General features: G+C 55.5%; 23 protein-coding genes and 3 pseudogenes. 13 read left to right on the top strand and 13 right to left on the bottom strand.

What is annotated here, in order from left to right:
* Positions 1 to 39: 39 nt before the first annotated feature.
* The 7 genes from QTO30_RS10090 to QTO30_RS10060 all read left to right on the top strand — a co-directional run bounded on the left by QTO30_RS10090 (position 40) and on the right by QTO30_RS10060 (position 4,915).
* The gene (locus QTO30_RS10090) at positions 40 to 702 is read left to right on the top strand and encodes a DUF1194 domain-containing protein (RefSeq protein ID WP_340424020.1); all 663 of its coding nucleotides are present in this window, start codon (positions 40 to 42) and stop codon (positions 700 to 702) included.
* 183 nt (positions 703 to 885) lie between these two features.
* Positions 886 to 1,269: a succinate dehydrogenase, cytochrome b556 subunit gene (sdhC, locus tag QTO30_RS10085; RefSeq protein WP_340424019.1), complete on the top strand. Its 384-nt coding sequence runs from the start codon at positions 886 to 888 to the stop codon at positions 1,267 to 1,269.
* A gap of 11 nt (positions 1,270 to 1,280) precedes the next feature.
* Positions 1,281 to 1,652: a succinate dehydrogenase, hydrophobic membrane anchor protein gene (sdhD, locus tag QTO30_RS10080; protein ID WP_340424018.1), complete on the top strand. Its 372-nt coding sequence runs from the start codon at positions 1,281 to 1,283 to the stop codon at positions 1,650 to 1,652.
* Positions 1,653 to 1,673: 21 nt separating this feature from the next.
* Positions 1,674 to 3,479 (top strand): succinate dehydrogenase flavoprotein subunit, encoded by a 1,806-nt coding sequence (gene sdhA / locus QTO30_RS10075; protein ID WP_340424017.1) that lies wholly within the window; start codon positions 1,674 to 1,676, stop codon positions 3,477 to 3,479.
* Positions 3,479 to 3,811 carry a succinate dehydrogenase gene (locus tag QTO30_RS10070; protein ID WP_340424016.1) on the top strand — a complete coding sequence of 111 codons (333 nt, stop codon included), beginning with the start codon at positions 3,479 to 3,481 and terminating at the stop codon, positions 3,809 to 3,811. The genes sdhA and QTO30_RS10070 overlap by 1 nt, the downstream gene beginning before the upstream one ends.
* A complete protein-coding gene (locus tag QTO30_RS10065) occupies positions 3,808 to 4,104 on the top strand; it encodes a hypothetical protein (RefSeq protein ID WP_340424015.1) in 297 nt (98 codons plus the stop codon). The genes QTO30_RS10070 and QTO30_RS10065 overlap by 4 nt, the downstream gene beginning before the upstream one ends.
* 31 nt (positions 4,105 to 4,135) lie before the next feature.
* A complete protein-coding gene (locus QTO30_RS10060) occupies positions 4,136 to 4,915 on the top strand; it encodes a succinate dehydrogenase iron-sulfur subunit (protein ID WP_340424014.1) in 780 nt (259 codons plus the stop codon).
* A 182-nt stretch (positions 4,916 to 5,097) separates the two neighbouring features.
* Here the strand turns inward: QTO30_RS10060 and QTO30_RS10055 are convergent, their stop codons facing one another.
* The 3 genes from QTO30_RS10055 to QTO30_RS10045 all read right to left on the bottom strand — a co-directional run bounded on the left by QTO30_RS10055 (position 5,098) and on the right by QTO30_RS10045 (position 9,833).
* On the bottom strand, positions 5,098 to 5,523 hold the full coding sequence (locus QTO30_RS10055) for a YdeI/OmpD-associated family protein (RefSeq protein WP_340424013.1): 426 nt from the start codon (positions 5,521 to 5,523) through the stop codon (positions 5,098 to 5,100).
* 158 nt (positions 5,524 to 5,681) lie between these two features.
* Positions 5,682 to 8,753, bottom strand: coding sequence for an efflux RND transporter permease subunit (locus QTO30_RS10050; RefSeq protein ID WP_340424012.1), 3,072 nt, complete (start codon positions 8,751 to 8,753; stop codon positions 5,682 to 5,684).
* A 3-nt stretch (positions 8,754 to 8,756) separates the two neighbouring features.
* Complete coding sequence (locus QTO30_RS10045; protein ID WP_340424011.1) at positions 8,757 to 9,833, bottom strand: efflux RND transporter periplasmic adaptor subunit; 1,077 nt, start codon at positions 9,831 to 9,833, stop codon at positions 8,757 to 8,759.
* Between the two features lie 115 nt (positions 9,834 to 9,948).
* Between QTO30_RS10045 and QTO30_RS10040 the strand changes: the two genes are divergently transcribed.
* Positions 9,949 to 10,563, top strand: a complete 615-nt coding sequence (locus QTO30_RS10040) for a TetR/AcrR family transcriptional regulator (RefSeq protein WP_340424010.1) — start codon at positions 9,949 to 9,951, stop codon at positions 10,561 to 10,563.
* A 592-nt stretch (positions 10,564 to 11,155) separates the two neighbouring features.
* On the opposite strand, the gene deoD is transcribed toward QTO30_RS10040, so the two are convergent.
* From deoD to QTO30_RS10025, 3 genes and pseudogenes are all read right to left on the bottom strand, one after another.
* On the bottom strand, positions 11,156 to 11,860 hold the full coding sequence (deoD, locus tag QTO30_RS10035; protein ID WP_340424009.1) for a purine-nucleoside phosphorylase: 705 nt from the start codon (positions 11,858 to 11,860) through the stop codon (positions 11,156 to 11,158).
* Between the two features lie 56 nt (positions 11,861 to 11,916).
* Positions 11,917 to 12,255: an H-NS histone family protein gene (locus QTO30_RS10030; RefSeq protein ID WP_340424008.1), complete on the bottom strand. Its 339-nt coding sequence runs from the start codon at positions 12,253 to 12,255 to the stop codon at positions 11,917 to 11,919.
* A gap of 100 nt (positions 12,256 to 12,355) precedes the next feature.
* Positions 12,356 to 14,324 (bottom strand): annotated as a pseudogene (locus QTO30_RS10025) (methylmalonyl-CoA mutase family protein).
* 137 nt (positions 14,325 to 14,461) lie between these two features.
* Between QTO30_RS10025 and QTO30_RS10020 the strand changes: the two are divergent.
* The 5 genes and pseudogenes from QTO30_RS10020 to QTO30_RS10000 all read left to right on the top strand — a co-directional run bounded on the left by QTO30_RS10020 (position 14,462) and on the right by QTO30_RS10000 (position 19,904).
* Positions 14,462 to 15,859, top strand: a complete 1,398-nt coding sequence (locus QTO30_RS10020) for a 1-acyl-sn-glycerol-3-phosphate acyltransferase (RefSeq protein ID WP_340424007.1) — start codon at positions 14,462 to 14,464, stop codon at positions 15,857 to 15,859.
* Positions 15,860 to 15,978: 119 nt separating this feature from the next.
* Positions 15,979 to 17,258, top strand: a pseudogene (gene ccrA / locus QTO30_RS10015) (crotonyl-CoA carboxylase/reductase).
* Positions 17,259 to 17,394: 136 nt separating this feature from the next.
* Positions 17,395 to 17,610: a hypothetical protein gene (locus tag QTO30_RS10010; RefSeq protein ID WP_340424006.1), complete on the top strand. Its 216-nt coding sequence runs from the start codon at positions 17,395 to 17,397 to the stop codon at positions 17,608 to 17,610.
* 60 nt (positions 17,611 to 17,670) lie between these two features.
* A complete protein-coding gene (locus QTO30_RS10005) occupies positions 17,671 to 19,197 on the top strand; it encodes an ATP-dependent DNA helicase (RefSeq protein WP_340424005.1) in 1,527 nt (508 codons plus the stop codon).
* A complete protein-coding gene (locus tag QTO30_RS10000) occupies positions 19,194 to 19,904 on the top strand; it encodes an SDR family oxidoreductase (RefSeq protein WP_340424004.1) in 711 nt (236 codons plus the stop codon). The genes QTO30_RS10005 and QTO30_RS10000 overlap by 4 nt, the downstream gene beginning before the upstream one ends.
* Here the strand turns inward: QTO30_RS10000 and QTO30_RS09995 are convergent.
* The 7 genes and pseudogenes from QTO30_RS09995 to QTO30_RS09965 all read right to left on the bottom strand — a co-directional run bounded on the left by QTO30_RS09995 (position 19,901) and on the right by QTO30_RS09965 (position 26,508).
* A complete protein-coding gene (locus QTO30_RS09995; RefSeq protein ID WP_340424003.1) occupies positions 19,901 to 20,650 on the bottom strand; it encodes a TIGR02186 family protein in 750 nt (249 codons plus the stop codon). The genes QTO30_RS10000 and QTO30_RS09995 overlap by 4 nt on opposite strands.
* Positions 20,647 to 21,567, bottom strand: a complete 921-nt coding sequence (locus QTO30_RS09990; RefSeq protein WP_340424002.1) for a sulfite exporter TauE/SafE family protein — start codon at positions 21,565 to 21,567, stop codon at positions 20,647 to 20,649. The genes QTO30_RS09995 and QTO30_RS09990 overlap by 4 nt, the downstream gene beginning before the upstream one ends.
* 135 nt (positions 21,568 to 21,702) lie before the next feature.
* Positions 21,703 to 22,509, bottom strand: coding sequence for a purine-nucleoside phosphorylase (locus tag QTO30_RS09985; RefSeq protein ID WP_340424001.1), 807 nt, complete (start codon positions 22,507 to 22,509; stop codon positions 21,703 to 21,705).
* Entirely contained in the window at positions 22,493 to 23,461 is a 969-nt protein-coding gene (locus tag QTO30_RS09980) for an ABC transporter permease (protein WP_340424000.1), read from the bottom strand. The genes QTO30_RS09985 and QTO30_RS09980 overlap by 17 nt, the downstream gene beginning before the upstream one ends.
* The gene (locus tag QTO30_RS09975; RefSeq protein ID WP_340423999.1) at positions 23,462 to 23,881 is read right to left on the bottom strand and encodes a hypothetical protein; all 420 of its coding nucleotides are present in this window, start codon (positions 23,879 to 23,881) and stop codon (positions 23,462 to 23,464) included. It abuts the gene before it with no gap.
* A pseudogene (locus QTO30_RS09970) lies at positions 23,865 to 24,970 on the bottom strand (ABC transporter permease). Before QTO30_RS09970 ends, QTO30_RS09975 begins: the two are co-directional and overlap by 17 nt.
* Entirely contained in the window at positions 24,970 to 26,508 is a 1,539-nt protein-coding gene (locus QTO30_RS09965; protein WP_340423998.1) for an ABC transporter ATP-binding protein, read from the bottom strand. Before QTO30_RS09965 ends, QTO30_RS09970 begins: the two are co-directional and overlap by 1 nt.
* Positions 26,509 to 26,525 lie beyond the last annotated feature (17 nt).

The raw sequence follows: 26,525 nt of genomic DNA, 5'->3' as shown, positions 1-26,525 counted from the left end.
GTGATTTGCGCGCAGCTCAACCGCCGCTAGGGTGACCCTATGCGTGCGATCCTTTGCGCCAGCCTGATGAATTTTGCCACGCCGGCGCCTGCCTGCGAGGTTGCTTTGATGTTGGCGGTGGATGTTTCGGGGTCGGTCGACCCGGACGAATACCGCATCCAGATGGACGGGCTGGCAGCGGGACTGCTTGATAGTTCGGTTTCTGCGGCGCTGGTTGGTGGACAATCGAAACTGGCGCTCATGCAATGGACTGGGACCAGCCGCCAAGAGGTTGTGATCGGTTGGTCCACCATGCATGACGATACAGATGTCTTGGCCTTCGCCAATCAGGTGGTTGTGACGCCCCGCATCTGGCGCAATTTCTCGACCGCGATTGGCGAGGCCTTAGTGTTGTCACTGCCCTACTTTGCGCAGGTCCCAGAGTGTGAACGTTATGTCGTCGACATCTCGGGCGATGGGCCGAGCAATGAAGGACGAGTTCCCAACGCGGTCTGGCCAGAGCTTAGGGCGGCTGGTGTGACGGTGAACGCGTTGGTGATCGAGGCAAGTGTGCCGGGGCTGACGAGGTATTTCGAAAGTGACGTGATCACAGGGCCCGCCGCGTTTGCAGTGACTGCGAATACCTTTGAGGACTATCCAGCGGAAATCAGGCGCAAGTTGTTGCGCGAACTCACCAAGCCATTGGCGGCGCTTGATCCTTAAGTTTTCAAAATTTGTGATCACGCTTTTCAAAAGTGTGATCACAAGCTCCAAAAACTCAACGTCTCGTGACCATTTTTCGCACGATTGCAGGCTTGCCGTGCGTGACTCTGCGGAAAGAATGGTGCAAAAAGAAATCAAAGGCGTCGTCTTGCCGGGCGGCACAAGCCAACGAAGGGAACTGTTATGGCTGACGTGAACCGGGGCAATCGCCCGCTGTCACCGCATTTGACGATCTACCGTCCGCAATGGACGTCCATGTCCTCAATTCTGGTGCGGATCACCGGGAATGCACTGATCGTTGCCGCATTGATGATTGTCTGGTGGTTCGTGGCTGCAGCGGCCGGACCAGATGCATTTGCGACAGCGAACGGGTTTGTCACCAGCTGGTTTGGCGATCTGGTCATGACGCTGTCTGTGTTGGGGCTCTGGTATCACTTGCTAGGTGGTTTACGCCATTTGGTCTGGGACAGTGGCCGTATGCTGGACGTCGACAAGTCTGAGATGGCGGCGCAGATGATGATGGTGCTGTCGATGCTGCTGACCATTTTCACGATCATCGTCGTATAAGGGGGCGCATCATGGCATTTTTGACTGACCGCAAGCGCGCTTCTGGCATGGGTTCTGCAAAAACCGGGACCGAACATCATTGGCAGATGATGGTGACCTCGGTCGCGCTGTTGATCCTGACGCCACTGTTTGTCTTCACCTTTGGGTCCATCCTCGGCTCTTCCTATGAAGAGGTGATCGCCTATTACCAACGTCCGTTCCCGGCGGTGGTTGCGATCCTGACCTTGCTGGTTGGCTTTTTTCACTACCGGTTGGGCGTGCAAACCCTGATCGAAGATTATGTCCACGGTTTCGCCCGCAAAGCGGCCATCATCGGCATGATCTGTGTGTCTTATGCAGCGGCGGCTTTTGCGATTTTCGCAATCATCCGCATCGCCTTTTAATTCTTTCGGAGCAACCTCAAGATGGCAGCCTACGAATACGAAACACATACCTATGACGCGATTGTTGTAGGGGCCGGTGGCGCTGGGCTACGGGCCACTTTGGGTCTGGCCGAGCAGGGGTTGCGCACCGCCTGTATCACTAAGGTCTTCCCGACCCGCTCGCACACTGTGGCGGCTCAGGGCGGGATTGCCGCATCGCTGGGCAACATGGGCCCGGATAGCTGGCAGTGGCATATGTATGACACGGTGAAGGGCTCTGACTGGTTGGGTGATACCGACGCGATGGAGTATCTGGCGCGTGAGGCACCCAAAGCGGTTTATGAGCTGGAGCATTATGGTGTGCCGTTTTCCCGCACCGAAGCGGGCAAGATTTACCAGCGTCCGTTTGGTGGTCACACGACCGAGTTTGGAGAAGGCCCTCCGGTACAACGCACCTGTGCGGCTGCTGACCGAACTGGCCACGCGATTTTGCACACCCTTTATGGCCAGTCGCTGAAGCAGCAGGCCGAATTCTATATCGAATACTTCGCCCTTGATCTGATCATGTCGGATGATGGCATCTGTCAGGGTGTGATCGCGTGGAAGCTGGACGATGGCACTATGCACGTCTTCAACGCCAAGACTGTTGTTCTGGCGACAGGTGGCTATGGCCGCGCGTATTTCTCTGCCACATCCGCCCACACCTGCACGGGTGATGGCGGCGGTATGGTCGCCCGTCAGAGTCTGCCTTTGCAGGATATGGAGTTTGTGCAATTCCACCCAACCGGCATCTATGGCGCTGGGTGCTTGATCACCGAAGGCGCACGTGGCGAGGGTGGTTATCTGACCAATTCCGAAGGCGAGCGGTTCATGGAACGCTACGCGCCCAATTATAAAGACCTCGCACCACGTGATTATGTCAGCCGTTGTATGACGATGGAAATCCGCGAAGGGCGCGGGGTTGGTGCCAATGGCGATCATATTAGCCTGAACCTGAACCACCTGCCGAAAGAGGCTTTGGCCGAACGTCTGCCCGGTATTTCAGAAAGCGCGCGTATCTTTGCGGGTGTGGACGTGACGAAAGAGGCGATCCCAGTGCTGCCGACGGTGCACTACAATATGGGCGGGATCCCCACGAATTATTATGGTGAGGTGCTGAGCCCTACCAAGAAAGATCCTAACCGCGTTGTGCCCGGCCTGATGGCAGTGGGTGAAGCGGGTTGTGCCTCTGTGCATGGTGCGAACCGTCTTGGTTCAAACAGCTTGATCGACCTTGTGGTGTTTGGCCGCGCGGCTGCGATCCGTGCCGGTGAAGTTGTCGACCGGGAAGCGCCAAATCCGACGCTGAACCAAGCGTCAGTGGATCAGTGCTTTGATCGCTTCGATGGGTTGCGCCATGCGAAAGGCACTGTCAGGACCGCCGAACTGCGTCTTGAAATGCAAAGGGCGATGCAGGCGGATGCGGCGGTTTTCCGCACTGACAAGACGCTTGGCGAAGGCGTCAAGAAGATGACAGCAATTGCGGAAAAGATGGATGATCTGACTGTCACCGACCGCAGTCTTGTCTGGAACAGCGACCTGATGGAAACGCTGGAACTGACAAACCTGATGCCAAACGCGCTGGCCACCATTGTGGGGGCTGAGGCGCGGAAAGAAAGCCGTGGCGCGCATGCGCATGAGGATTACGCGACGCGGGATGATGAAAAATGGCGGGTCCACACCATCAGCCATATTGAGGACGCGAAGGTAAAGCTGAGCTATCGCCCTGTCATCACCGCAGGGCTGACCACGGAAGCGGAAGGCGGCATTTCCGAAGCCAAGATTGCGCCGAAAGAGCGGACGTTCTGATGCGCTTGATGGCCGCCCTTGGTGCTGCTTCAATGATGCTGGCGGGTTGCATGCAAGACCTTGGCCCTGCGGGTGATGTGCTGGCACGCGACGCGGCAAAAGGTGTGGTCAACACAGCGGTGCAGGCGCGGTTCCCAGGTGTCGATGCGCGGCCTTTGACAGACTGCATCATCGACAACGCATCTTCTGCTGAGATTATCCAGATTGCTGAAGGTGCCATCGTCGGTGCCAATGCTGCGACAACAGACCTGATTGTCAGGATTGCGGAACGCCCCGATACAATCAGATGTACGGTGAACAATTCTCTTGGATTGAACGGGCTGACCCTATGATGCGCATTGCGATCGCTTTGAGTTTCGTGCTTGCCGCCGCATGCACACCGATGACACCAGAGCGGGCCGCAGACCGCTGCGAGGAACGGGCACGCGCCGCGCAGGGGCCCGAAGTGGGCGTGACGGTTGGCGCCAATAGCAACTCTGGCCCATTTGCAAGCGCCGGTATCAGCGTCAGTCTGGATGCGATCCGTGGGCTTGACCCGATTGCAGTCTATGAAAGCTGCGTTTTGAATTTGACCGGCGAGCCGCCTATCAGGCCGAAGCCCGCTTACGCGCGATATAAAGGTTGAGGCCCGCGCCTCAGACGGAAGGAATGACAAGATGGTACAACTGACACTTCCCAAGAACTCCCGCATGAAAGTGGGTAAGACCTGGCCCAAGCCGGACGGTGCCACGAATTTGCGCAAGGTCCAGATTTATCGCTGGAACCCTGATGACGGGAAAAATCCGCAGTTGGATACGTATTTTGTGGATATGGACACCTGCGGCCCGATGGTTCTGGATGCGCTGATCAAGATCAAAAACGAGATAGACCCGACGCTGACTTTCCGCCGGTCCTGCCGTGAGGGGATTTGCGGGTCTTGCGCGATGAATATTGACGGGATCAATACGCTGGCCTGTATCTATGGGATGGACGAGGTGAAGGGTGATGTGAAAATCTATCCACTACCTCATATGCCAGTGATCAAAGATTTGATCCCGGACCTGACCCATTTCTATGCGCAGCACGCGTCTGTCATGCCGTGGCTTGAGACCAAGACCAATCGTCCAGCCAAAGAGTGGAAGCAATCAATCGATGACCGCAAAAAGCTTGATGGCCTGTATGAATGCGTGATGTGCGCATGTTGTTCGACCTCCTGTCCATCATATTGGTGGAACGGTGATCGGTATCTGGGGCCAGCGGCACTACTTCATGCGTATCGGTGGATTATTGACAGTCGTGACGAAGCGACCGGCGAGCGTCTGGACGACCTTGAAGATCCATTCAAGCTCTACCGCTGCCATACGATCATGAACTGTGCCAAAACTTGCCCGAAGGGTCTGAACCCGGCAAAGGCGATTGCGCATATCAAAGGCATGATGGTCGAACGGGTGGTTTAAGGCACCTACCGCATTGCTGGATTCCGTCGAAAGGAGGGCTGTCGTCCGCTGCTGACGCTCCCCCGGAGGTTATGCGTATCGCATCACCATATATTTTTATATCTGAGAAGATGAAGAGGGTCGGTTTCTCGTATGATCGTCGGGGAAGCGCGCGGCGGATATCCGAATTTCTGTAGACGCCGCTACATGTGCGGCATTTTTTCTCCCCGCGCTGTGTAGTCAACGATTTGAGCAATCCGCTTGAGCCGCGTTGATTGTGTTTTGGCCAGTTTCAACCAACGTAACAAGTTACGCCTGTAAGACGGCGCGCTTTGATCGAAATTCTGCGCAGCAATCGACAAGCTATCAAGTGCTGTGCGCAAATCGTCGGGCACGATCAGTGCATCAACATCGGCCCAATAGTCCCACAGCCCATGTTCTTTTGACGCGGCAATTGATCGCAACCCTGCGTTGGTCATCCGTCCGTCCGCAATCAGCCGCGCTGCCCGGTCTTTGTAGCTTTTGGCCCAAGCTTGCGTGTAGCGTGGTCCGATAACTTGCATTGTCCGGTCGTGGTCCAACTTACGCCGAATACCGTCGATCCACCCAAATGAGATGATCTCATCCAAGATGTCCTGGGTTGATATGAATTTGTCAGGTACGCATCTCTTGAATGTCACCAGCCAGATGTTCTCAGCTTGGGTGTGATGAGTGATTAGCCAACAGCGCAGTTCCGCAACTGAACTCACGTGCACTTTTTCAAAGCGCTCCGTGGGGATACGGGCCACTACGCTACCGCCATCGCGAGAGCAGCGCGTTTGTCGATGCGGCGCTCTTTGCGGAGATAAGTATGATATAAAACCGGAACGCCGATCAGTGTCAGGATTGATGCAAAGCCCAAACCGCCCATAATCGTAACCGCCATTGCGGCGAAGAAACCGTCCGCCAGCAACGGGAGCATCCCGAGGATTGTGGTGCGCGCAGCCAAGACCACCGGACGCAGGCGGCTAACGCTAGCCACCACAATTGATCTATCCTGTGGCAGCCCTTCAGCCTTTTGGGCGTCAATCTCGTCAACGAGTACAATCGCGTTTTTGATCAACATACCCGATAGCGACAAAAGTCCCAGCATCGCTGTAAAACTGAACGCCAAGTTCGCATAAAGCAGCCCAACGGCGACACCATTGATTGCCATCGGCACGATTGTCCAGATCACCGCCGTTTGTCGGAGTTTACCAAATAGCAGCAGGGTGATCAGCAGCATGGTGCCAAAGGCCAGCGGCATTTGGCGACCCAGCGAGGCTTGTGCCTCGCCCGCACTTTCAAACTCACCACCCCATTCCAAACGGTAGCCTGTTGGCAGGTCAATCGCTTCGACCAGAGGGCGGATATCCGCAAAGACAGTTGGTGGTGTTAGCCCTTCAATGACATTTGCCTGCACTGTGATTGTCGGAACACGGTTCCGGCGCTCGATGACGGGATTCTGAGCCACTACAGCAAACCCGTCGATGACTTGGCTAAGGGGAAGGTATCCGCCAATGGCGTTGGAGTATACGATCTGATCCAAGAGTTGACCGTCACGTGCGGTCTCTTCACGCGGCGTGCGTACAATGATGTCAATTAAACGATCACGCTCTCGGTAGGTGCCAGCTGGAATGCCGTTGGTGGCCAAAGCGATGGCATTTGCAATGTCGCCACGGGCGATACCGGCTGCTTGCGCGCGGTCCTCGGCATAGATAGGGCGGGTTATGATCTCCTGTTCACGCCAGTCGCTGTGTTCACTATGCAGAAGTGGCGTCGCGTCACGCAGGATATCGGTCGCTTGTCCGGCAAGTTCGCGCAAAACCTCGGGGTCGGGGCCCGAAAAGCGCACCTCGATGTCGGAACCGACAGGCGGGCCATAGATGATCCGCTTGGTTTGAAGTTCTGCCCAGGGCAGCGCTTTGATTCCGAATTGATCCAGTTCTGCCCGCAGTTCTGGGATCGCTTCTGAGGCCGTCGCGTGGATCACCAATTGACCGTATGAGCTGTCGCGACGGGCCGGGTTATAGGTGAGTATGAAGCGAGTCAGACCTTGCCCGATGGTGGCTGTGACGGCTTCGACATCGTCGCGCGCCAATAGCCACTCCTCGATTACCGCCAAGTCATTGGACACTTCGTCAATTGCGGTGCCTTGGGCAGCTTTATACTCGAGATAAAACAAAGGGGTGTTGGCAGGCGGGAAGAACTGTTGCCTGACCTGTGCAAATGCAATGACGCAGGCGACAGTCGTCCCGATCAGCCCAAAAATTACGAGCCAGCGAAATTTCAAAGCCTGTCGCACCAGACCGCCGTAGGCGCGAAAAACGGCACCGTTGTAGCCAGTGTCATCCCCTATGAGATCACCAGTTCTGAACAGGTAGTGACCCAGAAGCGGGGTGACAGTCACTGCGACAAACCATGACAGCAGCAGAGAAATCGCAATCACGGCAAATAGAGAGAACATGAATTCGCCCGTCGCGTCAGGTGATAGGCCGATACCCGCAAAGGCCATGATGCCGATGATCGTCGCCCCCAGCAGTGGAACTTGGGTTTTCTTTGACGCAGTATCTGCAGCCTCGCGGGATGTGCGCCCTTTGCGCATTTCTTGCTGCATGCTTTCGGCGATCACGATACCGTTGTCGACTAACATGCCCATTGCAATGATCAGTGCACCAAGACTGATACGTTCGACTTTGACATCAAGCAGATACATAAAAAAGAAGGTGGATGTGACTGTCAGCAACAGCGATACACCAACTACAACTGCGGCGCGCCGTCCCATGAACAGTGCCAAAACCCCGATCACGACACTCACTGACATCGCTAGCGAAACAAGGAAGCTGCCGTTGGCATCGTCCACCACGCGATGTTGTTCGTAGATGGGTGTGACCGTAACGCCCACTGGCAACAGGTCTTCAAGGATATTTAGTTCAGCCTCAACGCGCTGACCGACGGCCACGATGTTCTCAGATAGCAATCCAGATACGCCAAGAGTAAACACCTCTTGCTCGTTGTGACGCACAATGTGTTCTGGATCATCGACACGACCCCGGCTGACTTGAGCGATATCGAGCAGGTTCAGAACCTCACCCTGAAACCCGAATGTGAGGCCGCTTATCTCGCTTACACTGTCCTCTGCCGAGGGGCCTTGAATCCGCAGATTTGCGCTTCCGTTGCTGACAAAGCCTGTTGGGTTTATTGCCGTTGACGCATTGATCACGCCAAAAATCAGCCCTGGATCAATGCCAAGAGATGACACGATCTGAGAGGATGGTTCGATAAAAATCGCCTCCTCCGGGAGCCCCTGAATTTCGACGTTTGCGACGCCTTCGACGGTCAGCAAATCCCGGCGCATGAAGGTGGCGATATCCCAGATTTCGGCATCTGAAAACCCAGGGGCCGACACGGCGTAAAGAATGCCAAACACATCGCCAAAGTCATCGTTGACGATGGTAGGCAGTGCATCAGAAGGTAAAGCCGCGCGCGCATCCGCGACCCGGTCACGCAGGTCGTCCCAGATTTGGGGCAATTCATCGCCGCCAAACTGGTCTTTGACTTCAACCTCGATCACCGAACTGCCCTGGGTGTTGCGCGATGTGACCGTCTTGATTTCGTCCATCTGCTGGATCTCAGCTTCCAGTACTTCCGAAATCTCCGTCGCGACCTCTTTCGCTGTCGCACCGGGATACGGCGTAATGACGAGCGCGGATTTTAGCGTAAACGTTGGATCTTCTAGTTTCCCGACTGACACATAGCCAACTACGCCACCGACCAGTGCGAATGCCATGAAGAGCCATGTGTAGATTGGATATTCAATCGAGAAACGCGCAATTTTCATGGCTTACTCCACGCTCATGCCTGTGAATGGAAGTACGGTTTCGCCATCGCGCAGCATTTGAACACCTGCGCCGACGATCCATTGATCCGGGCCAAGCCCGGTCACAGTAAGCGTTGTGCCATTGGCAGAGGTTACACTTACAGGCACCAGAGCAACCGTCCCGTCTTCATTGTCGGCATTGGGAACGTAAACCATGACCTGTGCGCCATCACTGGTAACCTGAACCGCTGACGGGGGTAGAGTGATCGCGGTAGTGTCGGTGTTGCGTAGCCGCGCGGTCACGGTCATTGACGCACCAGGAATAATGGCTTTGGGGACTTGGTTGGAAGGCAAGGCAAGGGTAACGCGGTAGCTTTGGCCGATGTTTTGAGTTTCTGCGTTGAATTCACGCAAGGCCAGAGGTACTTCACCATCAAATAAAGGAGATGTGCCAACAAAACTAAGGCTGGCGACATCGGTTAGGCTCTGGAATAGGCGCTCTTGCACGTCGATTTCAACACAGACCTCGGACATGTCGTGCAGGCGCACGATGGGTTGACCCGGCGTTACGTTGGCAAAGTTTGGCGTTAGGCGGGATGCCACGAGTGCGCGAAAAGGCGCATGAAGTGTGGCATCTTCAAGGGCATCTGTCGCTTCACGCCAAGACACAACGGCAAGATCACGGGCCGTCTCGGCGTTTTCTGCCTGTGTGGCCGATGCGACATTTGATTGTGCCAGTGTTTGTGCGCGTGTCAGGTCACGATTGGCTTTCGCAAGCTGCAGCGTTGCACGCTCTACCGCTCGTTCAAATGGTGCCAAATCCATCGCGGCAATTTGGGTGCCTTCGTCCAGAAACTGGCCTTCTTGGGCATCAAACATGATCAATCGCCCACCAACTTCAAACGACAGGTCAACCGTTTCGCGCGCCACGACCTGACCGAAAAAGACCCGTTCCAGCTGTGCTGCTCCGCCCCCAGCCTGGATCAATTTGACTGCCCGTATTGGCGCGGGATCGCCCGACGGTGTCAAAACCCGTGTGTCTTGGGCATGCAATGGAAAGGCCAAAGCAAGAGTGGCTACTGTTAAGATCGTGGGCTTCATCTGTCGGCTTTCTGTTGGGTACTGTACCGTACCTAGAGTGTGCCCGGGAGACGGCAAGGCAAAAGAGTACGATCCAGTACTTTCCATTTGCCATTTTACTGGTTAGGTACGTTTTATGAGCAAACGACCATCATATGACCGCATTCTATACACGGCACGCCTACTGTTTTTTGAACGCGGGTTTGAAAAAGTGTCGACTGATTTGCTCGCACGCGAAGCTGCGGTCTCCAAAGCGTCAATCTACCGGCATTTTGATAATATGGCAGATATCCTGCGATGTGTGACCGAAGCCGAGGCTGCGAAGTTCCGTGAACTGACGCCGCCCAAGACCGAAACGATTCCGGAACTGCGCGAGGCTTTGGTCCACTATGGCACTAAGCTTCTGACGTTTCTGAACGCTGCCGACACGATGGAATTCGCGCGTTTGATGCATGAAGAAGCGCGTGGCAATCCGCATATTGGGCAAACGTTCTTTGACGCAGCCTACGGTCAGACTCAAAGGGATTTTGCCCTGATGTTCCAGTTGGCACAAACGAACGGCGCTTTGTCGGATGCAACTCATCCAATGGACATCGCCGAAGACCTGATGGGCTTGCTTGAAGGCTTAGGCATGGTGCGTGTTCAATTGGGCGTCATAAAGGTACCGTATGTCGACATCCAAAAGCGTACAAAGCGCGCAGTAGCCACGATTTTAAGCATGCATGAAGTGATAAAGCAAACCGGCACCTGATAGAGGAAGGCGCCCTATAACTGTGATCTCACGCAAATCATTTAGTCTGATCGGCAAGCTTGTGCAGAACAGTAACAAGGAGTGGTCTGCTGCGCAAAACGGATATTGCAACCCACTGTTGAACTCGTCTTAGTGAGATGCTTGAGCAGTTATCAAATCGTTTGCTGGACAGCCCACTTCCCCTTGAAGAAAGTGTCCAGAGAATGTCGCGTATGACCCGCGACCTCCGGTTTCCAAAGACAAGAGCCGCTGTAAGACATCCGTTTTCGGGCTCTTCACGCAACGCGGGACAAGCTGAAATGGCGGGCATGGTCTATGTCGAATTGAACGCCATAAGCGGGTGGGATTGTAGGCTTCCGACAGCTCGTCTTGGCTTCATCAGACAGCGTACTATCGATGGACGGCAGTATTCCAATTGATGCTAAATGGGTTTGTGGGCACAGGAACAGGGCTTGCCGATATTGATTGTCTGACACAGATGCCTAAGAATTTAGCGAACATTACGACCGCCCCAATGCTGAAAACATCAAACGAAAGAGGTTTGTTGTAAGGGCCGACCCGGCACAGGGTAGGGAAAAGCCCCGCATGACATCTATGAAAATGCAGCCGTCAGTGCGATCTCGACCATATCCCCAAAGGACCTCTCGCGGTCTTTCGCTGGCAGTGCTTCATGTGTGATCAGGTGATCACTAACTGTCAGGACCGCCAAGGCACGTCGTTTGTGGCGCGCTGCGAGATTGTAGAGTTCAGCCGCTTCCATTTCGACACCGAGAATGCCGTGGCGGATCATTTGTTCGGTCAGGTCCGGGCGTTCATCATAGAACACATCCGAAGAATAGATGCCTCCGACATGAGTTGGTACGCCTTTCGCTTTTGCTGCTGCCTCTGCTGATGATAGCAACCCGTAGTCGGCGCAGGGGGCGAAGTTGAGTTCTTTGAAGATGCCGCGTGATGGTGTCGACAATGTCGATGCCGTCATCGCCAAGATCACATCCCGAATCCCGACATCATTCTGCATACCACCGCAGGAACCAATACGGATTAGTGTTTGGACATCATAATCTTTGATTAGCTCGTTGGCATAGATCGACAATGACGGCATGCCCATGCCTGACCCTTGTATCGTCACCGGATGCCCATTCCACATACCGGTAAAGCCCAGCATACCCCGAACTTCGTTGATGCAACGCGCGTCGGTCAAAAATGTTTCTGCCGCCCATTTCGCGCGGTAGGGATCGCCCGGCATCAGGACGGTTGGTGCAACGTCGCCTTTTTCAGCGCCGATATGGATTGTCATGGCTGGGCCTTTCTGTGTTTTGGCCCAGCCTAAGCGCAGTCGCGCAAAGGGGAAAGCTAGATTTCCATTGCGTCGGGCGATGTTCCTGCCTTGATGGCCGCCTTGAACCATTCAGGCTGACGCCCTTTACCTGTCCAGGTTTGGTTGGCATCAGCAGGGTTTTTGTATTTTGGTGCTGAAGCGGTCTTGAGGCCTGCTTTGCGCTTGCGGGTTGGTTTGGTAACTGCGCCATCTGTCAGTTCAGCCAAAGAAAACCCATGCGATGCAGCTGCTTTTTGCGCGGCAGCAAGTGCTGCTTTCTTATCTTTCTCAGCGAGTTTCACCAGCGCCTTTTCGATATTCACCTGAAGCTTTTCAAGCTCTTTACGCGTCATTGATTTCAGATCGGGTTTCATATTGACCACTCCTATTCATTTCAATGGTCAGTATACCCTGGCAAATAGGAGTTCACGCCCTATTCAAGTGCAACTATACAAAAGCGCAGGTTTTTGCCGCCTATTCGGCTGCGACTGACCGCGGGTCGACCAGTGTCACGATATCACTCATGATTTTATTCAACTCAAAATCTTTCGGCGTGTAAACCTGCGCGACACCCATGGCGCGCAATTCATTTGCGTCATCATCGGGAATAATGCCACCGGCAATTACGGGAATATGGGCAATACCCGCGGCGCGCAGTCTGTTCATTACATCCCGGACCAATGGGATGTGTGATCCTGACAGAATGGACAGGCCAATGACGTGGCAATCACCATTTTGGGCAGCCGTGACGATTTCTTCTGGCGTCAAACGAATACCTTCGTAATCGATATCCATGCCACAGTCGCGCGCCCGCGCCGCGATCTGTTCGGCCCCATTTGAATGACCGTCCAGCCCCGGCTTGCCGACCAGGAATTTCAATCGGCGGCCAAGTGCCGTGCTGACCAGATCGACCTGCTCGCGCAGGTCTTCAAGCCCCTCAGTCCGGTTGGACGGATTGCTGCTGACGCCCGTGGGTGCGCGATACTGGCCAAAGACGTTTCGGATCACGTCCGACCATTCACCCGTTGTCACACCCGCACGGGCACAGGCGATAGACGGCGGCATGATATTGCTGCCATCTTTTGCTGCCGCACGTAGCGCCGCGAGCGCTTCGTTGACAGCTGCACTGTCGCGGTCGGATTTCCATGCATTCAGGCGGTGCAATTGATCAGCCTCTGCCTCGGGATCAGAAACCATGATGGCATCATCGCCTGCGGTCAGTGGCGAAGGTTCCCCGGTCTGCCATTTGTTGACGCCAACGACGGTTGTGTCGCCCTTTTCAATGCCACCGATCCGGGCGGCATTGCTTTCAACCAATCGCGATTTCATATACGCAATCGCGCCGACCGCGCCACCCATCCCGTCGATTTGCGCCAATTCAGCGCGTGCACCGTCTTTGAGTTCATTTACTTTGCGATCAATTGCGGGATTGCCGTCAAAAAGGTCATCGAATTCCAGCAAATCCGTTTCATAGGCCAAAATCTGCTGCATGCGCAGGGACCATTGCTGGTCCCAAGGGCGGGGCAGGCCGAGCGCTTCATTCCATGCGGGCAATTGGACAGCACGGGCCCGCGAGTTCTTGGACAACGTGACGGCGAGTGTTTCCAGAAGAATGCGGTAAACGTTGTTTTCGGGTTGCTGCTCGGTCAGCCCAAGCGAATTGACCTGAACGCCATAGCGGAAACGGCGGTATTTGGCATCTTCAACGCCGTAGCGATTGGCGCAAATTTCGTCCCACAATTCAACGAAGGCCCGCATTTTGCAAAGCTCTGTGACAAAACGAATGCCGGCTGTTCACAAAGAATGAAATGCGCCCCACCATCGCTGGAAAGTCTTTGGCGGCAACTTTGCCTTTCAGGTTATCCAATACCGCTGTCGCTGTCGCCAACGCAAAGGCGAGTTCTTCTTCTGGCGTGGCCCCCGCTTCTTGCAGGTGATAGGAGCACACGTTCATCGGATTCCATTTGGGCAGATGTTCGCGGGTGTATGCCGCTACGTCGGTGATCATGCGGAGGGATGGCTCGGGCGGGCAGATGTAGGTGCCGCGCGACAGGTATTCCTTGATGATATCGTTTTGAACGGTGCCTTGCAGGGCGCGGATATCTGCACCCTGTTCTTCTGCAACCGCGATGTAGAGCGACAGGAGCCATGGGGCGGTCGCGTTGATCGTCATCGAGGTGTTCATCTGATCAAGCGGGATGTTATTGAACAGGGCGCGCATGTCACCCAAGTGGCTGACGGGGACGCCCACCTTGCCAACCTCACCTTTCGCCAAGATGTGATCGCTGTCGTAACCCGTCTGCGTTGGCAGATCAAAAGCGACGGAAAGACCGGTTTGCCCCTTGGCAAGGTTACCACGGTAGAGCGCGTTCGACGCCGCCGCGGTCGAGTGACCGGCATAGGTCCGGAACAACCAGGGGCGATCTTTCTGCGACTGCGACATTTGCGGCTCTCCTGAATCAGTATGCGCAATTTAATTACACGAGTTGCTGTTTATCGGACATTTTATGGCGCTGTCAATTCGCTGCGTTGCGGCATGATGGGATTTACCTATCCGGCGTTCCCTGTCACCCTCAAACTATGACGCAAACCGTTTCTTTGCCACTCTGGGCCTTCGTTCTTGTGGTCCTGTTCGCTGCCGTGACCTTTGCGTCGCATTTCTTGTTCCCGTCTGTGCGGTGGTTTTTTCGCAAACGGGCTGAACGGGTCATTGCCCAATTGAACGAGCGGCTCCAACGCCCCATCGAGCCGTTCAAGCTTGCGCGTCGCTATGACATGATCCAGCGCCTGATCTACGATCCGGAGGTAACGCAGGCCATTGTCGAACACGCGCGCAAAGAGCAGATCCCAGAGAATGTGGCTTTTGAGAAGGCACGCCGTTATGCGCGCGAAATCGTGCCGGGGTTTTCTGCGACGGCTTACTTCAGCATTGGCATCAGGTTGGCGCGTTGGCTATCCAAATCTCTCTATCGGATCAAGCTCGGTACGTTTGATCGGAAGCGTCTGGAAGAGATTGATCCTGATGCGGCTGTTATCTTTGTCATCAACCACCGCAGCAACATGGACTATGTTTTAGTGACGTATCTCGCGGCAAATGCGGGCGCATTGTCCTATGCTGTTGGTGAATGGGCCCGGGTGTGGCCGTTATCAGCGATTATTCGGGCAATGGGGGCTTACTTTATTCGGCGTAAGTCCCGAGGGGCCCTGTATCGCAAGGTTCTTGCCCGCTATGTGCAGATGGCCACACGCGGTGGCGTTAGTCAGGCCGTGTTTCCGGAGGGTGGGTTGAGCCTTGACGGGCTGCTGGCTAAGCCACGGATGGGTTTGCTGAACTATGTTGTCGAAGACTTTGATGCTGACGCCCGCGAGGTGATCTTTGTGCCTGTCGCGGTGAACTACGACCGTGTTTTGGAGGACACGATCCTGATCGCCGCCGACAGGTCGGGTACACGCAAGTTCAAACCGCCTTTTACGAATGTCTTTCGGCGTGTCATGCGGCACGTCGGTTTGCGGATCACGCGGCGATTCCGAGGGTTTGGCGTGGCCTCAGTGAGTTTTGGCGAACCACTTGAACTGTCAAAGTTCCATGCCGACGGCGTTCATGATCTCACTGAGCAGATTGCCAACGAGCTGATGAAGCGGATTGCAGAGGTCATGCCCGTTGTCGGCGTGCCACTGGTATCGCGCCATCTTCTACAGGCATCTCCGATGATGCGGTCTGATCTTGAGGCATCCGTCTCGCAGTCGCTGATATTTTTGAAGGAACACAAGCTGCCTGCCCCCAATCGGTCGGTGCAAGACGTTGTCGATGATGCGCTAAGCCGCCTTCTTGCCCGCAAGCTTATTGTTGAATCTGAGGCAGGGATAGCTGTGACTGAGCTGGGGCAAGACATCCTGAGCTTCTATGCGAACTCGATCGCGCATCATTTTGATGCAGGTGCAGCAAATTCAGGCACGGTTTCTGCGCTTGCAGAGTAATTAAATTACAAAATTATCCTTATAATGGTTGCAAAGTTACTTTACTGTCGCTTATTTAGGTTCCAACGCGACCGATTCTGCGGTGCGGCAACACTGGAACCTGAGTAATGGAGACTGAGATGGCCCTCGACCAAGCTGGATACACGGCACCAGAAAAAGACCTCTATGAAGTGGGCGAGATGCCACCGATGGGCCATGTGCCCGCACAGATGCATGCCTGGACCATCCGTCGCGGACGTCACGGCGAGCCTGATAAGGCGTTCCAGCTTGAGGTCGTAGATGTACCCAAGCCTGACAGCAATGAGGTTCTGGTCCTCGTGATGGCGGCCGCGTGAACTACAACGGTGTCTGGGCAGGACTGGGTATACCGATCAGCCCGTTTGATGTGCACAAGGCCGAATTCCATATTGCCGGGTCTGATGCGGCAGGCATCGTCTGGGCCGTAGGCGACAAGGTTAAGCGCTGGAAAGTGGGTGATGAAGTCGTCATTCACTGCAATCAGGATGACGGCGATGATGAGCACTGCAATGGCGGCGATCCGATGTATTCCGAAAGCCAGCGCATTTGGGGGTATGAGACGCCAGATGGGTCTTTCGCCCAGTTCACCTGCGTGCAGTCCCAGCAGTTGATGCATCGCCCACAGCACCTGACATGGGAAGAAAGCGCATGTTACACGCTGACGCTCGCCACTGCATATCGCATGCTGTTCGGCCATGAACCGCATGACTTGAAGCCGGGCCAGAACGTTTTGGTTTGGGGCGCGTCTGGTGGCCTGGGCTCTTATGCGATCCAGTTGATCAATACGGCAGGTGCAAACGCCATTGGCGTGATCAGTGACGAAAGCAAGCGTGAGTTTGTCATGTCGTTGGGTGCGAAGGGCGTGATCAACCGCAATGACCTTAACTGTTGGGGCCAGTTGCCCACGGTGAATACGCCCGAATACAACACATGGCTGAAAGAGGCCCGCAAGTTCGGCAAGGCGATCTGGGAAATCACTGGCAAAGGCGTGAACGTCGACATGGTGTTTGAACACCCTGGTGAAGCAACCTTCCCGGTGTCCTCATTGGTTTGCAAAAAAGGCGGTATGGTGGTGATTTGTGCAGGCACGACTGGTTTCAATTGTACCTTTGACGTGCGCTACATGTGGATGCACCAAAAGCGCCTGCAAGGCAGTCACTTTGCGCACCTCGCCCAAGCGAGTGCTGCCAACAAGCTAATGCTGGAGCAGCGCCTTGATCCGTGTATGTCAGAGTGTTTTGAGTGGGGTGCTATTCCCGCAGCCCATACCAAAATGCGTAAGAACGAACACAAGCCCGGCAATATGTCCGTGCTGGTGCAAGCACCAAAAATGGGCTTGCGCACGTTTGAAGATACTCTGGAGGCATCCCGAGACCGCTAAGAGCAACCTCAACCTCATTCCCAAGCTGGGCGCAGTGATCGTAACTGCGCCCTTTTTTATTGCTATATTTTCTCATTCATTGGATACACGTATAGGTTGTTAATACATCTTTAACGAATTGTGGGGACGGTGGCGCATGGGACGAGATTGGATCATTGATGTGTTGGCCGATCTGCGCAGCTTTGCGCGCGACAATGATATGCCCCTTCTATCTGCACAGTTGGAAGAGGCTGGGCTTGTTGCCCAAGTCGAGATCGCGTCAAAACCTGATAAGTCTTGTCCGAAAAAACATAGCGAGGTTGATGTCGCTCCAGGGATATCGGCCAAGGTTGGATTGGCCAGACGGACCTAAGGCGAAGCCACCTTGCGAATGCGCTAGCAGCACCTGAACTGTCCAGATACAGTCGCAGACATGAACGCGCCTTCCATCACATTCTCTGACGATCAGGCCGAAGCCTGGGACAATGTCACGGTTGCTTTGCGCCAGTCCGGTATTGATCTTGATGATAGCCTGCTGCAACCGCCGCGGTCTGACACCACATCGGTGATGGCTGTAATCGGCAAGGCCGGATCAGGCAAGACAATGCTGCTGGCCAAGCTCTATCACGCACTTGATGAGGCGGGTGTCGATGTCATTTCCGGTGACTGGGAGGGGCGCAAACGCAAGGACCGGCGGACCTTGGCGATCCTGGCGCCAACCAACAAAGCCGCAAGTGTGCTGCGCAACCATGGTGTCCCTGCGACGACAATCCACCGGATTCTTTACACGCCTGTTTATGACCCTGAATATGAAAAGGTCGCTGAATGGCTGGCCGGGCAGGGCGAAAAGCCAGAGATTGACGGGCTGACAGAGATTGCTCTGGACCGCGCCTTTGCCTCTTATCAGGCGAATAAATCGGTTCCCGCGGCGTTGGCGGCAGCAGGATTGCGCGGCAGCGATTTCATCACCGGATGGAAACGTCGCGAAGAACCGCTGGATATTGGCTTTGTCGACGAAAGCTCGATGTTGGATGAAAAGCAGTTTGAGGATCTGAAAGAGATTTTCCCGACACTTTTGCTTTTTGGAGACCCGGCGCAGTTGCCGCCTGTGCAGTCCAGTGGCGGCATGGTGTTCGAAACCTTGCCTGCGCCACGGGTCTTGACGCTCAACCGCATTCACCGGCAAGACGCAGACAACCCGATCCTTGATTTGGCTCATGCGCTGGCTGATCCGCAACTGGATTTCCACGGATTTGAGCGGATGGTCGAAGAGGCCGCAAAAGACGATGAGCGTGTTGTGATGGCCCAGCGTGTCGAGGCCGATCTGATGGCCCGCTCACCGTGTTTGGTCTGGCGTAACGCGACACGTATTCGTCTTATCCATGCTTTCCGCGCCGCCTTTGGCGCGCCGGGGGATGAGTTACTGGCGGGCGAGCCGCTGATTTGTGACGGGATCGAACTGCCGCTCAAGCACCGCAAGAAGCGTCTCGACCTCGAAGCGCGTGGCCTCATCAAAGGCGCGCAGGTCATCTACCTTGGGCCGGGGCGCAAGCCGGGGTTTTCGCGCTTGCACGTGATGGGGGCAGAGGACCCACAGGTCAGTGCCGCGAGTATCGTGAAGATTGAGCAGGAAGGCGATGAAGAGCCGTTCATACCCTTTGCTGCGCGGATGGGGGCGACCTTTCTGCACGGCGCTGCCGTGACGATCCATAAGGCGCAAGGGTCACAATGGGACACGGTGCAGGTCTTTGCGCCTGATATCTATGCCGCGTCGCGCATGGGGCGGGTTGAAGCGGGTCAACCGCTTTGGAAGCGCTTGGCCTATGTCGCGATTACGCGAGCGGAAACGCAGCTGCGCTGGGTTGTTAGAAACCGGTTGGCGCGTCCCCAAGGCGCGTTACGCGTTGATGATCTGGAGGTCCCTGCGGCCCCGCTGGAATTGAAGAGCGAAGAGATATGAAATCAATCATTATTACAGGGGCCAGTAGCGGAATTGGCCGGGTGACGGCAGAGCATTTTCTTGGTCAGGGATGGCGCGTTGGGTTGATTGCGCGGCGTGCCGATACGCTGGCGGAGGTGACCCATGAGAATGCGGTATCAATGCCTTGTGATGTGACCAGTGAAGGTGCGGTCGACGTGGCATTTGCTGAATTTGGGCATCTGGATGTGCTCTTCAATAACGCGGGCATGTTCGGCCCGCAGACGACAATTGATGAAGTCGCTCTGGATGACTGGACGCAAGTCGTTGAGGTGAATCTGACGGGCATGTTTCTGTGTGCCCGCGCGGCCTTTCGCCAAATGCGCGCGCAGACACCACAAGGGGGTCGGATCATTAACAACGGATCCATTTCAGCCTTCACGCCGAGGGAAGGTTCCGTTTGTTATACGACAACCAAACATGGCGTCAGCGGGTTGACCAAAACGCTATCTCTGGATGGCAGGGCGTTTGATATTGCCTGCGGTCAGATTGATATCGGCAATGCGCGCACGGACCTTGTGATTAACCTTGAAAAAACCCGCGCGGCACAAGGGCTGAACCCGTTGCCCAGCATGGCAGTTGAGGATGTCGCGCGATCAGTGTTTCACATGGCCACCTTGCCGCCAGAGGCGAATGTCCAGTCGATGATGGTGATGGCCACAAAGATGCCGCATATCGGCCGCGGCTAACGGCGGAGCAGGCTGAACGCTGCGGATGCGCCCCAACCGGCGGCAATGGCGATCGAAAGTGACATCAGGCCGTACAGAAATGGGTTGTCGTGCGCGAGGTTGTAGAGCCAGCGCTCGAGTCCGACCTTTTGAACAGGAATATCTGTGACATAGAAATCAACGATCTCACGCCCTCGGGTCAGGTAAATCTCTGCCTTGTAGTCGCCCTCTGTCAGGTTTGCAGGCAGCGGGATCAATGTGCGGAACAATGTCTCCTCTTCCACGGACACCCCGGTTGGCAAGGTCTGATAAAGCCCCTGACCCTCGCGAATGCGGATCAGCGCATCGGTAAAGCTTTGGGCGCTATCGACCGTTGCTCCAACCGAACGGATCGCCCGTTGCGTGCTGATGCGGGTATTGAGGTCTTCGGTGAATGTCAGGATCTCTTCCAGCGGACGGTTTGTCGCGACGGCGTAGAAGGTGGGGGCGACATCTACATCTACGGATTCGGTGTTCACCCAGATCCCAAGACGGCGGTCCTTCTTACGCACTGTGACGGGGCGGTCCGGTCCGGCAACCGTGACGATTACGCCTAGGTCGCCTTCGGCTTGCACCGGGCCCTCGCGTTTGATCGCGCCAAAGATCAAGATTTCGGACCCTTCAAAGGTTGCTGTAATCGAGACTTGATCACGGCTCAGACCAAGGACGATTTCCTCCGCTTTGGCAGGCATCGCCAGCAACACGAAGAGCGCAATGAGGCGGATCATGAGTGGCCTCCCGCGCCGAGCGAGTAGAGCTCTGTCGGCATGACCAGCAAGTCGAAGGCCAGCTTTCCGCAGACGGCAAGCACCATGATGGCCAGCCAGATGCGCAGTTCTTCGGCTTTCATTCTTACCCCGATACGTGTGCCGATCTGTGCCCCGATGACGCCGCCCACAAGCAGCAGGACCGCGAGAACCACATCAACCGTGAAGTTGGTGGTCGCGTGCAACATGGTGGTGAAGGCGGTCACGAAGATGATCTGGAAAAGCGACGTGCCAACAACAACTTTCGTTGGCATGCCCAACAGATAGATCATTGCAGGCACCATGATGAAACCGCCGCCGACACCCATGATTGCCGCCAGAACGCCAACAAGAATGCCGACCATCACTGGCGGGATGACCGAGATATAAAGACCAGAGACCCGGAACTTCATCTTGAAGGGTAGGTTATGCACCCAGTTGTGCTTGCGTCGTTCGGGCACCGCGCCGCCGGTTTTAGAGGCGTTACGGATCGCCTTGAGGCTCTCGACGAACATCAAAGAGCCGATCATACCAAGGAAAACCACATAACAAAGCTGAACCAGCAGTTCGACCTGTCCCAGTGATTTGAGATAGTTAAAGAGCAGGATACCAAGGCCCGAGCCGATCAGACCACCGATCAAAAGGACGGTGCCCATCCTCAGGTCCACGGTCTTTCGCTTCAGATGCGCCAGAACGCCAGAGAAGGACGACGCCACGATCTGGTTTGCTTCCGTTGCAACCGCGACTGCCGGGGGAATGCCAATAAAGAACAAAAGCGGTGTCATCAGAAAGCCGCCACCAACGCCGAACATCCCCGACAAAACGCCCACGATTCCGCCTAATCCCAACAAAAGGAAGATGTTCACCGAGACTTCGGCGATGGGAAGGTAAATCTGCATGAACTAAATCCGGGCGCTTGTGCCGTGTCGTGCACCAAAAACCTATCCGGCCTTCATGTCAAATGATGTGATGAAAATTATAATGCAAACGCAGCAATTCCGCCACGTGGACTTATCGGTGCGCGCAATTTGGACTTAATAAATCCCGCGCAGATATCCGCGCAATACTTTCTCAAGTTTGGCGGCCCCGATGGGCGCCATGGCTTTGGTGTGTTCATGGCTGATTGATTCAACGCTCATGCCCGCCGCCATGTTGGTGATGGTCGAGATTGCGGCAGTCTTGAGGCCGAGGAAACGGGCGACGATGACTTCGGGGACCGTGGACATGCCGACGGCATCCGCGCCCAGCATCGCGATAGCTTTGATCTCCGCCGGGGTTTCAAACGACGGACCGGAGTACCAAGCGTAGACGCCGTCTGCCATTTCAACCTTGGCAGCATCTGCGGCTGCGCGAAGCCCGGCGCGGACCTCCGGGTCGTATGCGTCTTTCATCGGCACAAAACGCGCATCTGTCGGCTCACCAATCAGAGGGTTCAGGCCTGAGAAGTTAATATGATCTGACAGACACATGATCGACCCGGTTGGCATATCGGTCCGCATGGACCCGGCCGCGTTGGTTGCGATCATTGTATCTGCGCCGAGTTCTTTGAGTACTTCGAGGGGGAGGCGCATCGCGTCGCCACGCCCGCTTTCATAGTAGTGCGCGCGGCCACCAAAGACGGCAACACGCACGCCTTCGAGATCACCAATGACGAGATTGGGGTTATGTCCCGATACACCCGCGTGCGGAAAACCGGGCAGATCACTGTATGGGATTGCCACACCATCAACCTCTTTGGCGATGTGCCCAAGGCCTGATCCAAGGATTAGACCGATTTGAACAGGTGCTTCGCCCGCTATCGCCTCAATCTGCGCGGCGAGCTCTTTAGCGTTCTTTGACATAAGGCTCGCCCCCGGCGCGTGGCGGGATCGCCTTGCCGACGAAACCAGCCAGAATAACGACTGTCAGGATATAGGGCAGTACGTCAAGGAACTGACCATTCACCTGGAAGCCAACGACACCTTCAATCACATCTGGACGCAGTGACATTGCCTGCAGAAAGCCAAAGAGCAGGCAGGCATAAAGCGCGTACCATGGCCGCCATTTGGCGAATATCAGGGCGGCGAGGGCGATAAAGCCGCGTCCTGCGCTCATGTCCTTGACGAAACCAGCTTGCAGGGCTGTCGCGAGGTAGGCCCCGGCGATGCCGCAAAGGATGCCGCAAATGCCCACGGCGGCAAAGCGCAGCCAAATGACCGACACGCCCGCCGTATCAACGGCAGCCGGGTTTTCACCGACCGCGCGCAGGCGCAGGCCAAAGCGGGTGCGGAACAGGATCCACCATGTCAGGGGCACCATCAAAAGGGCGACATAGACAAGGATCGTGTGCCCGGAAATGAGTTCGTAGTAGATTGGTCCAAGGATGGGCACATTTTGCAGCGCCTCAGCGAAGGGCAGATCAATCGGGTTGAAACGGGCGTCACCTGTCAATTGCGGTGTCCGCCCGCCTTGGGCGAACCAGCTTTGCGCGATGACAACGGTCAAACCTGCCGCCAAAAAGTTGATTGCCACACCCGAGATCAGCTGGTTACCCCGGAAAGTGATTGACGCCAGCCCATGCACTGCTGACAGCATCATCGACGCGCCAATACCCGCGAAAAGCCCGAGCCAAACGTTGCCGGAAACGGCGGCGACGGCTGCGGAAAGGAAGGCGGCTGCCAACATCTTGCCCTCTAGCCCGATATCAAAGATACCGGCCCGCTCGGAATACAGGCCTGCCAGACAAGCCAGAAGAAGCGGGGTCGCCAGACGCAGTGTTGCGTCCAGCATCTGCAAGAGGGTCGCGAAGTCCATTTAGGCGGCTTTCTCCATCAGGAATGGGAAGAGTGCAAAGAAGCGATCCGCAACCTCTGGATTGGCATTAAGGGCCGCTTCGGCCTCTTCCTGGGTGATATCCACAGCCTGCGTGCGATCATTGCGCAAGAAGAACTGCAAGCCCAGCATCGCGTCAAACCGCTCATCCGTGATGAATGGGTCATGGGGGACCCGGGACATCACGTTTTCGGCGGGCATCAGCACGCTCGTTGGTTTTTGCAGCGCCAAAAGCGCCACAAGATGCGGCGGTACTTCGGCTGTGGGGGTATGGTCGATCACATGGTGCACCCATTGGTGCAGTTCTTCCATCGTGATCATGCCTAGTGCGAGACAGCTGAGCACAAAGCCCAGATCTGCGCCGGTGTCATCTTCGACACCCACTTTAAACGGTCCTGCCATTTTTTGCTCTCCTCATTGATAGGAATAGCCGCTCGAGCGGCATGCGCACCATATTGTCCAGTGCGCCCGTGAAGAGGATTACCAATGCCTGTATTACGATAATCAGCTCACGGGGGATCGACGTCCATAGGGCGAGTTCTGCGCCGCCTTGATATAGAAAGCCGAAAAGAAGGGCGGCCAGCAACACTCCGAAAGGGTGGCTGCGCCCCATCAGTGCGACGGCGATGCCGATAAAGCCCGCCCCCTCCACTGCGTTCAGGACCAGCCGTTCGGCCTCGCCCTGTACGTTGTTGATGGCCATCATGCTTAAGCAAGAGCGCCTGAGATAAGCATGGCAACCATGATAATTTTTGTCGGGCTGATGCCCGCGTATTTTGCAGCCGATTCCGAATGCCCGAAGGACCGGATTTCATAGCCAAGACGTGTTTTCCAGATCAGGGCCCAGAGGAACACGCAAGCTGCGAGCGCGACGAAAAATGTGATGTTGGCGGGCGCACCACGAAAGAATGTGGTTTCGCCGAAATTGAACATATCCTGAAAGGACGGCAGGTGTGTCGCTTCGGGGAACTTCGCGGTCGCAGGCTCCATACCGGGCGCCTTCAACGCGCCGATCAGGAAGTAGTTGAGGACTGCCGCTGCGATGAAGTTGAACATAATCGTGGTGATCACGATGTGGCTGCCGCGCTTGGCTTGCAGGAATGCAGGGATCGCGGCCCATGCCGCACCAAAAATTGCGGCACCAATGGCTGCACCCAACAAGGCCAATGACCAATGCGGCCAAGGAATGAAGAGGCAGATGATTGCAACGCCAAGGCCACCGATCAGCGCCTGGCCTTCGCCACCGATGTTGAACAACCGTGCATGAAACGCGATGGAAACAGCGAGACCGGTGAAGATGAAGTTCGTTGCGTAATAGAGCGTATAGCCCCAGCCATAAGTGGACCCCAAAGCGCCACTGACCATCAGTTTGAGGGCTTCCCAAGGGTTTTCACCGATGGCAAGGATCACCAAGGCAGACAGGATTGCGGCCAGCAGGATCGAGATCAGAGGGATCAGGATGACATCCGCCCACTTTGGCATCACATCCATTACGCTGCCTCCCCGCTCATGCCCGCCATTAGCAGTCCGAGTTCTTTTTCATCTGTTTTATCAGGCATCCGCTCGCCCATCATTTTTCCGTCAAACATAACGGCGATGCGGTCCGAGAGCGATAAAATCTCTTCCAACTCGACAGAAACAAGCAAAATTGCCTTGCCCTGATCCCTAAGTGCAACAATTTGCTGGTGAATAAACTCGATCGCACCGATATCAACGCCGCGTGTCGGTTGACCAACCAGCAGCAAATCAGGGTTGCGTTCGATCTCGCGCGCCAGCACGATCTTCTGCTGGTTGCCGCCGGAAAAGCTCTTGGCGGCAAGGCTTGGATCAGGGGGGCGGACGTCAAAGCGCTCCATCTTTTCAGCCGTGTCCTGGCGGATCGCCGCGTTGTTCATCAGCAGCTTTGAGCGCTGGTAGCGGTTGTCATGATGATAGCCGAAGGCGGTGTTTTCCCACGCTTGGAAATCCATGATCAAACCTTCGCGCTGCCTGTCCTCTGGTACATGGCTGATCCCGCGTGCACGGCGGCTTTGGCCATCTGACTTTGCACCCGTCAGGTCGATCTCTTCGCCATTCAGTTTGACCGAGCCGGTGGCCTTTTCATAGCCGCCCAAGACTTCCAACAACTCTGATTGGCCATTGCCCGCCACCCCGGCAATGCCAAGAATTTCGCCAGCGTGGACGTCAAAACTGACGCCTTTCAGGCGATGCACGCCCTTACTGTCGGTGACGTTTAAGTCTTTGACTTCGAGAATTTTCTTGCCGATCTGGGCGGGGGCCTTATCGACACGCAATAGAACCTTACGCCCTACCATAAGCTCGGCCAGCTCGGCTGGACTGGTGTCTGATGTTTTCACCGTCGCAGTCATCTCGCCGCGGCGCATGACGCTGACCGTATCGGTGATTTCCATGATCTCGCGCAGTTTATGCGTGATCAGGATAATGGTTTTACCCTCGCGCTTGAGGTTCTCAAGAATGCGGAACAAGTGGTCAGCCTCGGCAGGTGTCAAAACGCCGGTGGGTTCGTCCAGAATCAGGATATCGGCTTTGCGGTAAAGCGCTTTGAGGATTTCGACACGCTGCTGCATCCCCACACCAACATCCTGGATCACCGCATCAGGATCCACGTTCAGCTCGTATTCCTCTGCAAGGCTTTTCAGCTCGCGGCGCGCACGTGCCAAAGAAGGGCGCAATAGACCGCTGTCTTCTGCGCCAAGAACGACGTTTTCGAGCACCGTGAAGTTCTCGACCAGCTTGAAGTGCTGAAACACCATGCCGATGCCTGCCGCAATGGCGGCCTGGCTATCTGGAATGACCGTTTTCTGACCCGAGATGAAGATTTCACCCGCGTCAGCCTTATAAAACCCGTACAAAATAGACATCAGTGTCGATTTGCTTACACCGTTCTCGCCAATGACCCCGTGGATTGTGCCGGGCATGACGCGAATGGAAATATCTTTGTTCGCTTGAACAGGGCCAAAGGCTTTGGATATTCCTTTCAACTCAATGGCGGGGGCTGTGTCGGGCATTGGGGCACCTGTTCCTT

Source organism: Yoonia sp. GPGPB17 (assembly GCF_037892195.1).
Taxonomy (GTDB): domain Bacteria; phylum Pseudomonadota; class Alphaproteobacteria; order Rhodobacterales; family Rhodobacteraceae; genus Yoonia.
This window is presented reverse-complemented; position numbering and strand designations above follow the sequence as displayed.

Bases quoted from the DNA above. Each gene is read 5' to 3' on its own strand.
- QTO30_RS10045 (WP_340424011.1), bottom strand. From the start codon at position 9,833: ATGAAGCCCACGATCTTAACAGTAGCCACTCTTGCTTTGGCCTTTCCA.
- QTO30_RS09985 (WP_340424001.1), bottom strand. From the start codon at position 22,509: ATGTCAAAGAACGCTAAAGAGCTCGCCGCGCAGATTGAGGCGATAGCG.
- QTO30_RS10005 (WP_340424005.1), top strand. From the start codon at position 17,671: ATGAACGCGCCTTCCATCACATTCTCTGACGATCAGGCCGAAGCCTGG.
- QTO30_RS09965 (WP_340423998.1), bottom strand. From the start codon at position 26,508: ATGCCCGACACAGCCCCCGCCATTGAGTTGAAAGGAATATCCAAAGCC.
- QTO30_RS10010 (WP_340424006.1), top strand. From the start codon at position 17,395: ATGGGACGAGATTGGATCATTGATGTGTTGGCCGATCTGCGCAGCTTT.
- QTO30_RS10030 (WP_340424008.1), bottom strand. From the start codon at position 12,255: ATGAAACCCGATCTGAAATCAATGACGCGTAAAGAGCTTGAAAAGCTT.
- QTO30_RS09975 (WP_340423999.1), bottom strand. From the start codon at position 23,881: ATGGCAGGACCGTTTAAAGTGGGTGTCGAAGATGACACCGGCGCAGAT.
- QTO30_RS10070 (WP_340424016.1), top strand. From the start codon at position 3,479: ATGCGCTTGATGGCCGCCCTTGGTGCTGCTTCAATGATGCTGGCGGGT.
- QTO30_RS10065 (WP_340424015.1), top strand. From the start codon at position 3,808: ATGATGCGCATTGCGATCGCTTTGAGTTTCGTGCTTGCCGCCGCATGC.
- QTO30_RS09995 (WP_340424003.1), bottom strand. From the start codon at position 20,650: ATGATCCGCCTCATTGCGCTCTTCGTGTTGCTGGCGATGCCTGCCAAA.
- QTO30_RS10040 (WP_340424010.1), top strand. From the start codon at position 9,949: ATGAGCAAACGACCATCATATGACCGCATTCTATACACGGCACGCCTA.
- sdhD (WP_340424018.1), top strand. From the start codon at position 1,281: ATGGCATTTTTGACTGACCGCAAGCGCGCTTCTGGCATGGGTTCTGCA.
- QTO30_RS09980 (WP_340424000.1), bottom strand. From the start codon at position 23,461: ATGGACTTCGCGACCCTCTTGCAGATGCTGGACGCAACACTGCGTCTG.
- deoD (WP_340424009.1), bottom strand. From the start codon at position 11,860: ATGACAATCCATATCGGCGCTGAAAAAGGCGACGTTGCACCAACCGTC.
- sdhC (WP_340424019.1), top strand. From the start codon at position 886: ATGGCTGACGTGAACCGGGGCAATCGCCCGCTGTCACCGCATTTGACG.
- QTO30_RS10000 (WP_340424004.1), top strand. From the start codon at position 19,194: ATGAAATCAATCATTATTACAGGGGCCAGTAGCGGAATTGGCCGGGTG.
- QTO30_RS10060 (WP_340424014.1), top strand. From the start codon at position 4,136: ATGGTACAACTGACACTTCCCAAGAACTCCCGCATGAAAGTGGGTAAG.
- QTO30_RS10090 (WP_340424020.1), top strand. From the start codon at position 40: ATGCGTGCGATCCTTTGCGCCAGCCTGATGAATTTTGCCACGCCGGCG.
- QTO30_RS10020 (WP_340424007.1), top strand. From the start codon at position 14,462: ATGACGCAAACCGTTTCTTTGCCACTCTGGGCCTTCGTTCTTGTGGTC.
- QTO30_RS10050 (WP_340424012.1), bottom strand. From the start codon at position 8,753: ATGAAAATTGCGCGTTTCTCGATTGAATATCCAATCTACACATGGCTC.
- sdhA (WP_340424017.1), top strand. From the start codon at position 1,674: ATGGCAGCCTACGAATACGAAACACATACCTATGACGCGATTGTTGTA.
- QTO30_RS09990 (WP_340424002.1), bottom strand. From the start codon at position 21,567: ATGCAGATTTACCTTCCCATCGCCGAAGTCTCGGTGAACATCTTCCTT.